This is a genomic window from Ruegeria sp. ANG-R (assembly GCF_000813985.1).
In the GTDB taxonomy this organism is placed as follows: domain Bacteria; phylum Pseudomonadota; class Alphaproteobacteria; order Rhodobacterales; family Rhodobacteraceae; genus Ruegeria.
The window spans coordinates 21,929-27,928 of the sequence record NZ_JWLJ01000021.1 but is presented as its reverse complement, the minus strand read 5'-3'; the positions used below and the strand labels follow the sequence as shown (position 1 = coordinate 27,928).

The following is a 6,000-nucleotide window of genomic DNA, read 5'->3' as shown; positions in this document are numbered from 1 at the left end:
AGAAAGGTCGACAATGTTGCTACAAATAATGCACCAACCGGTGGTTTCGGACCAATGCGGCGTTCGGTCGACGATCCCAACTTGGATGCAATTTTGGACTCAAACTACGGAAATGTATCTATTAATGGTGCTCGCGTTGGAAACGGCGGCACTGCCGATGCACTCAGATATGAGAATGCAACTGGAGAGCTGCTGTCGCCAAGTGGACATCGCCAAAAAGCGATAGAGCTCAGAACTCGGCTTCAAACCTATGTAAGGAGAGCGACTAACAGTCCTAATCCAAATAGTGTGGGAACCACGTTCACACAAAGGGACATCGATTATGCCAATGAGCTGATTAGGGACTTGGACAATGCAATCGGAAACTAAAGCATTTTCACATTTTGTCGAATTTTTGAAGTCTAGTGGCGTTTTGTCAGCCGATGAAGTTGATGAAGCATTGGCCTTCTTAGACGGTGTTTGTGGGGTAGTTTCTGAAGGCACATATACTTTGGGTTATGAAGGGCTAGCACGATGCATCGGCAAAAAGCTGGCATTTGACGAACAAAGGGCATTTGTCGAAAGGCACTTTGAAGAAATGGGGGAAGATGCTGATGCTAGGTACTTTTTTGCACAATCACTTATTGATAATCCGACCTTGCAACAAAATGAGCGCATAGAATTGATAGGTTTGATGCCTAGCAACTATCAACCGTTTTTGCTCAAGCGCTTCTCTCTATAAGCAGCATGGGTTTTCTGCTTCATATCATTGGTTTGATCGTTGCATTTCTGTTCTCTGCTTTGGGCGCAGTAGCAATGCCAATGATGCCAACAGCATTGCATCAGGCTGAGTTTTTCCCGCATCAAGAAGCGGTCATAGTTGAACACAGGGATGTTCACTTTGCAGCACGCGCCCCGCCGTTGGCCGCGCGAAATGTTGCGTTCACAGGCGCTGCTGTTGCTGAGCATGGCAATGGTATCATCATGTATGGGCATGAAACCCATGTCGCCAGCTTGGGCTTTGGCGTTGGTTTCGATGCACCAAATAATGGAGTGCCCAGCAGCTGGACACAGCTAAATCCAGCTGGTGCACAGATTAACAGGCCAACTGGGTTCACTACATATCGAACGCCGGATGGCGATATGGTCCATGTTTCGCCAAGTGGCTTGCAGTATGGTGCAGACCCTAAATTTGGTAATCGTGTAGATCACGTGCTTGATCACACAGCACCAAATCCAAGCAAGCCGGTGCACTCTGTTTTCAACGCACAAGGTGATGATGCACTGCGTATCGTTGATGATGCTTGGGTAAATCGAACCGGGCCTGGTACTCTACAGTCAAACGGAAACAGAACTTGGACTGTAGATTTAGGGCGACCCATTGGGACAAATGGGCAAACATCAATCCAAATTGTGGTACGTGATGGCACCAACGAAATCATAACGGCGTTCCCAAAATGACGAAATCGGATGTAATCTGCCCATATTGCGAACAAGATCGTGTGTGGCGTGTTGCTTTGACGCCTAGCGCAACGGATCAATATCCCCATGCCTTTTGTTATGAGTGCGACACTTTTTGGGAGAATGGTGACGTTATCGACGATCAAACGGGCAAAACGTTCAAGTTTTACTTGGAAGAACGTGGACAGAAGCTGGAGTATGGATTGATAAAACAAGGCCCGGCAGCGGAACCTAGCTGATGACACATGATCACCGCTCCAACTCCTTTGCGACGCTGATCAGCTCCAGTTCGATTGTGATGCGTTCGACCAAATCTTGGAGTTCTTCGTGTGCATGGTTGCGGTTTACGGCATAGCTATTACCGTAATGTGGATTGCCGATGAAGCTTGGGAGGTTGGTTTTAATGGTCGCTGAATGCTAAGCAAACGCATGGGTTTGTTGCGTCATATCATCGGTTTGCTTGCTGCATTCCTGCTCTCAGCAATAAGCGTAGCGGCCATGCCAATGGCACCACCGCATCACAACAAGCCGAGTTTTCCCCACACCAAGAAGCCGTCGCAACTGAGCCCGCCAATGTTCACTTCGCAGCGAGAGCACCACCGCTAACCGGCCCAAATGTTGCGTTCACAGGTGCTGCTGTTGCTGAGCGGGGCAAGGGTATCATCATGCATGGACATGACTTCGATGTGGCCAGCTTGGGTTTCGGTGTTGGTTGTAATGCACCAAATAGGGTAGACGATGTTCTTCTTTTGCCAAGACCAACATCGGTTGGATCAGCAAGACGTGCAGAGCCAGGTGTAGCCCCACATGGCGGCAGTCTGCCAACAATTGGCCAGGGTGATACTTGGTTACGAGGAAGTAACGGCAATGCAGGACGTGTTCCAAGCCAAGTAGCAGAGCAACTTTCGGGTCAAGAGTTCCGAAATTTTGATCACTTCCGGCAAGAGTTTTGGAAAGCCGCCGCTAACGATCCAGTGTTGAGTAGCCAGTTTACACCAGCAAACAGGGCTTTAATGCGAGATGGTTTGGCTCCATTCGCGCCAAGAACACAGCAGAAGGGGGGGCGTGTCAAATATGAACTTGACCATAACCAAGAGCTACAAAACGGTGGAAATGTGTACGATATGAACAATATCGTTATTCGAACCCCACTAAATCACATCGCAGGTAAGTAAAATGGACAGTAATCGAGATACAGTTCGTGACCTAATTGGAAAGCTGTTAAGCACACGAGATGAAGGCGAACAATCGGTTATCGCTCAAGAACTGGATGAAATTTGTCCAGATCCAGAGTGGTCGGACCATATTTTTCACTCGACTGACTACTACAATGAAGATGACACTTTAAACGTTGAGGCCGTGGTCGAAAAGATATTCAGCTATCAGCCAATAATACTGTGAAGTGTTCAAGTTTTGGTGTGAGTTACTTTTGTCAGATGTTGCGTTTATGCGTTATCCTGCTGTTCGCAGTGATTGGCGCAGGAATGGCACTTGCACTGCCAACGGCCACGTCTGACGTCACATACTTTCCAACTGAAACCTCAAATTTTACACAGGCTGATGATCTAGGCTTCGCTGCCCGCGCTCCGCCTATGGCAGCGGCAAATGTTGTGATCAAAGGTGGTGTCACGGTCGTGCAAGGCGGTGCATTTTCTTTTCATCGGCATGAAACCGTTGTGGACAGCTTGGGCTTTGGTGGTGATCTTAATGCAACAAATAGAACATTCGACTTCGCAAATGATACGGACGGGTCATAGACGATGTAGTGTCATTTAATCGGACGACCGACGGTGGGGGGCAGTTACTGAATGGTGATTTTCGTTCGATAGTATAGAGCGCGTCGTACTATGAAACGCCCGCCGAGCAAGGTGCTGCAATTTTTAGAACAATTGTCAGCAATCATGCTTTTGTTAACGGAAACAAACGAACCGCTGTAGTTGCGTATCAAAATTTTGCTGAGAGGGCCGGTTTGCCCACCAACTTGTCCACTAGTCAGATGCTAGATGTAGCGACCAGAGTCGCCACAGGCGAGCTAAATGACGTTTCATCCATTGCAAGTGCGTTGGGGTAATACAATGAGCTTGATTTCAAATATAGTCGCGCAAGGTGAGTTGCATGCCGAGCAGTTGGTACCTCTGTTCGGTGAGATAGCTGACAATGGTCATGTATTGATAGTGAAAGCTGGCGGGCCAAGAGAGACAACCAGATTTACGTCAATAGTCTCGTTTCCAGAAAATCCCACTATGGCCATACGCCGCGATGGAAGCACATTACTTGAAGCTGTGTATGCATGCGTATCAGAATATTCAAATATAGCATGCTTCTGATCAAACGCCCAATCATTACCTTCACCCTGCTACTGATTGCAGCATTTGGATCAGCCTGGATCACAACGCTGACAGAGGTCGGTGTACGCATCTCCATGGACGGGCGCAGGCGCTACCTTGATAACATCTTCATCGAACGATTGTGGCGCAGCCTGAAGCAGGAGGCCATCTACCTTGAAGAAATCGACGATGGCTTCAAGGCACGCCGCGTCATCAAGGACTGGATGGCCTTCTACAACACCAGACGCCCCCATTCCGCGCTTGATCGACAGGTGCCAGGCGACGCACATTGGGCAGGCTTGGAACACCGAAAAGCAGCATGAAACCTAAACCCGATACACGTTAGAAACGCTGCAAACCTGTCCGAAAAGATGGGACCGCTTCAGGGCCCGCCATAATCGTCAATCAGCATGGAGTGAAAAAGCCTCACCGACAATAAACGGAGCTCGAAATCCTTCTGAAACATAGTAGTAGAGGCCTTGTTCTTGGTCGTGGTGAACGGCAAAGCAACCCCAATCAGGCTCGTTCCAAAGCCCTGTCCAACTGGAACAATATTGGTTGTTTTCAATTTTGTAACGCGCCTCAGAGGGTACGGCATCACCACTTTTGATCCAAAGTGTTAATCCTGACTCTGCAAAATACTGCCTTGTGTGCGCACCAAAATGGATACCCTCGACGGTATGGCCAACAAGCAGTTCGCTGATCTCCTCTGTCGTCAACGTTGTTTCTTCTGCTCGCGCGGCTTGCCCCGCAAGGCCAACCGCAACTAATATTATGATCAACTTCATCTAAAATTTCCTTGTTTTCAATGGTATCTATTACAAAATCAGCAACTAGGGCAAATAACATTTCAGAATTCACTTCTCATCCTGTCGCTCATAGGTCAAGCAAGAAGATGCATTCTGCCAACCCGCCAAATTTGCCTTACGCCCTATTTTGCACTCAGCCGGACTCGACCCCCAAATCCCTCACCATTTCAGGAGATACCATTACACGGCCGTGTGTGGCGGCTTTGTAATTTTCTCTTGAGGTCATCCGGGCTTGGGCGCGAGATCATCGGCGTTTATTTGATACTCAAAATCGCCGCTGGCTCACAATGCTTGCGACTGGACGCAGATTATCCGAGACGGGCTCATGTCGCTGAAACTGAACTTATCACACCGGGTTGGAGGTCCGAGAACAGCTGTTCGCGTCATCAGGACCGAACAGGCAAGATTCTGGACGAAGCGGACTTAGGCTGCCTTCTCAAATATTACGTCAGTTCGTAAGATAAATTTCTCTCCGCTTATGACTAGATCACCTCGGTGAGACAGCGGATGGTAGAAGAAAAGTGCCTTTCCCGTCTTTGGCGCAATCGTAAAATCATCAAAAACATACGGTGAGAACACGTCCGCGAATGATGTGTCGCCCCCTTCGCAGCCTTCATTGAGGTATATCACCATCGTGAACATACTGCGGTGACCAGATGACGCCTTAAACTCGCCGTCCTGATGCCAATCGAAGAACTGGTCGGCGCCATAGCGGTACACGCGAAACCTTTCATTTAGGCCGACCGCGCGATGTCCTTTGAATGGGTCTAAGAACAGTGATTCCGCTTTTCTCCATAGTGCATTCGCTAGCTCTGCATCATCGAAAATCACCCGATCATTGTTACGAATTTCCTGTGCGACGCTAGTACCGCGCTCGGTTGTGATTGTTGCTGCACCAAAGCCAATTTTTCTGGCTCGACCAATTATCTGGTCACAAAATTCTGGTGAGCCGAAATCTGATACCTCAAAAACAAGGTGTTGCAGGCAAGTTGGAATGGTCATCGTCCAGCTCCATAAACAGTTCAAAAACAGCGGTGTTCGCTAGATCGCCACGCGATCAACGATGGGAGCCCCTGAGAAGAGTTGTGTGGCAGGGCCACTGGAGGGAAATCGGCAATAGATTCATGAGCGTGTATTGGCAGAAGGGCCTGTTTTATTCAACCATTTTTGCACATGATTGGCCTCTGCTGGCAACGGACACCATTCAGTTTTGCACTCACAAGGAAAACGCCCGTTTTTCTGGCGGCGACGATGCGCTACGGATTTCTAGCTTCGCTGCACCAGAAAATCTGATCCGGAAACCTATGACCGCATTACCCCTGTAGATTAGCTTGCCTGCCACCGGTCTCACGACGCTGCTCTGAGTCTCAGCAATGTGAGCCAGCGGAAGAATATAGTCTCGGACAATCTGAGCCAAAAATAGC

Annotated in this window: 8 protein-coding genes and 1 pseudogene; 7 read left to right on the top strand and 2 right to left on the bottom strand. The window is 48.7% G+C overall.

The features are described 5' to 3' along the window. The 7 genes and pseudogenes from RA27_RS24605 to RA27_RS23945 all read left to right on the top strand — a co-directional run. The coding region (locus tag RA27_RS24605) for a hypothetical protein (protein WP_206540015.1) at nucleotides 1–369 on the top strand (369 nt) is incomplete at its 5' end. Continuing rightward, a complete protein-coding gene (locus RA27_RS22450; protein WP_039544345.1) occupies nucleotides 353–721 on the top strand; it encodes a hypothetical protein in 369 nt (122 codons plus the stop codon). The genes RA27_RS24605 and RA27_RS22450, both read left to right, overlap by 17 nt. A 5-nt stretch (nucleotides 722–726) precedes the next feature. Beyond that, nucleotides 727–1,440 (top strand): hypothetical protein, encoded by a 714-nt coding sequence (locus tag RA27_RS23385; RefSeq protein ID WP_052265455.1) that lies wholly within the window; start codon nucleotides 727–729, stop codon nucleotides 1,438–1,440. Nucleotides 1,441–2,105: 665 nt separating this feature from the next. After that, nucleotides 2,106–2,615, top strand: coding sequence for a hypothetical protein (locus tag RA27_RS24220; RefSeq protein ID WP_152610784.1), 510 nt, complete (start codon nucleotides 2,106–2,108; stop codon nucleotides 2,613–2,615). A gap of 1 nt (nucleotide 2,616) precedes the next feature. Then, complete coding sequence (locus RA27_RS24215) at nucleotides 2,617–2,841, top strand: hypothetical protein (protein ID WP_152610783.1); 225 nt, start codon at nucleotides 2,617–2,619, stop codon at nucleotides 2,839–2,841. 83 nt (nucleotides 2,842–2,924) lie between these two features. Next, nucleotides 2,925–3,197, top strand: coding sequence for a hypothetical protein (locus tag RA27_RS22440; protein WP_152610782.1), 273 nt, complete (start codon nucleotides 2,925–2,927; stop codon nucleotides 3,195–3,197). A 638-nt stretch (nucleotides 3,198–3,835) separates the two neighbouring features. Continuing rightward, a pseudogene (locus RA27_RS23945) lies at nucleotides 3,836–4,090 on the top strand (integrase core domain-containing protein); the annotation flags it as partial. Nucleotides 4,091–4,168: 78 nt separating this feature from the next. On the opposite strand, the gene RA27_RS22430 reads toward RA27_RS23945, so the two are convergent. Continuing rightward, nucleotides 4,169–4,555 (bottom strand): hypothetical protein, encoded by a 387-nt coding sequence (locus RA27_RS22430; protein WP_039544340.1) that lies wholly within the window; start codon nucleotides 4,553–4,555, stop codon nucleotides 4,169–4,171. Between the two features lie 444 nt (nucleotides 4,556–4,999). Continuing rightward, nucleotides 5,000–5,578, bottom strand: a complete 579-nt coding sequence (locus RA27_RS22425) for a 2OG-Fe(II) oxygenase (protein WP_039544337.1) — start codon at nucleotides 5,576–5,578, stop codon at nucleotides 5,000–5,002. Between the last annotated feature and the right edge of the window lie 422 nt (nucleotides 5,579–6,000).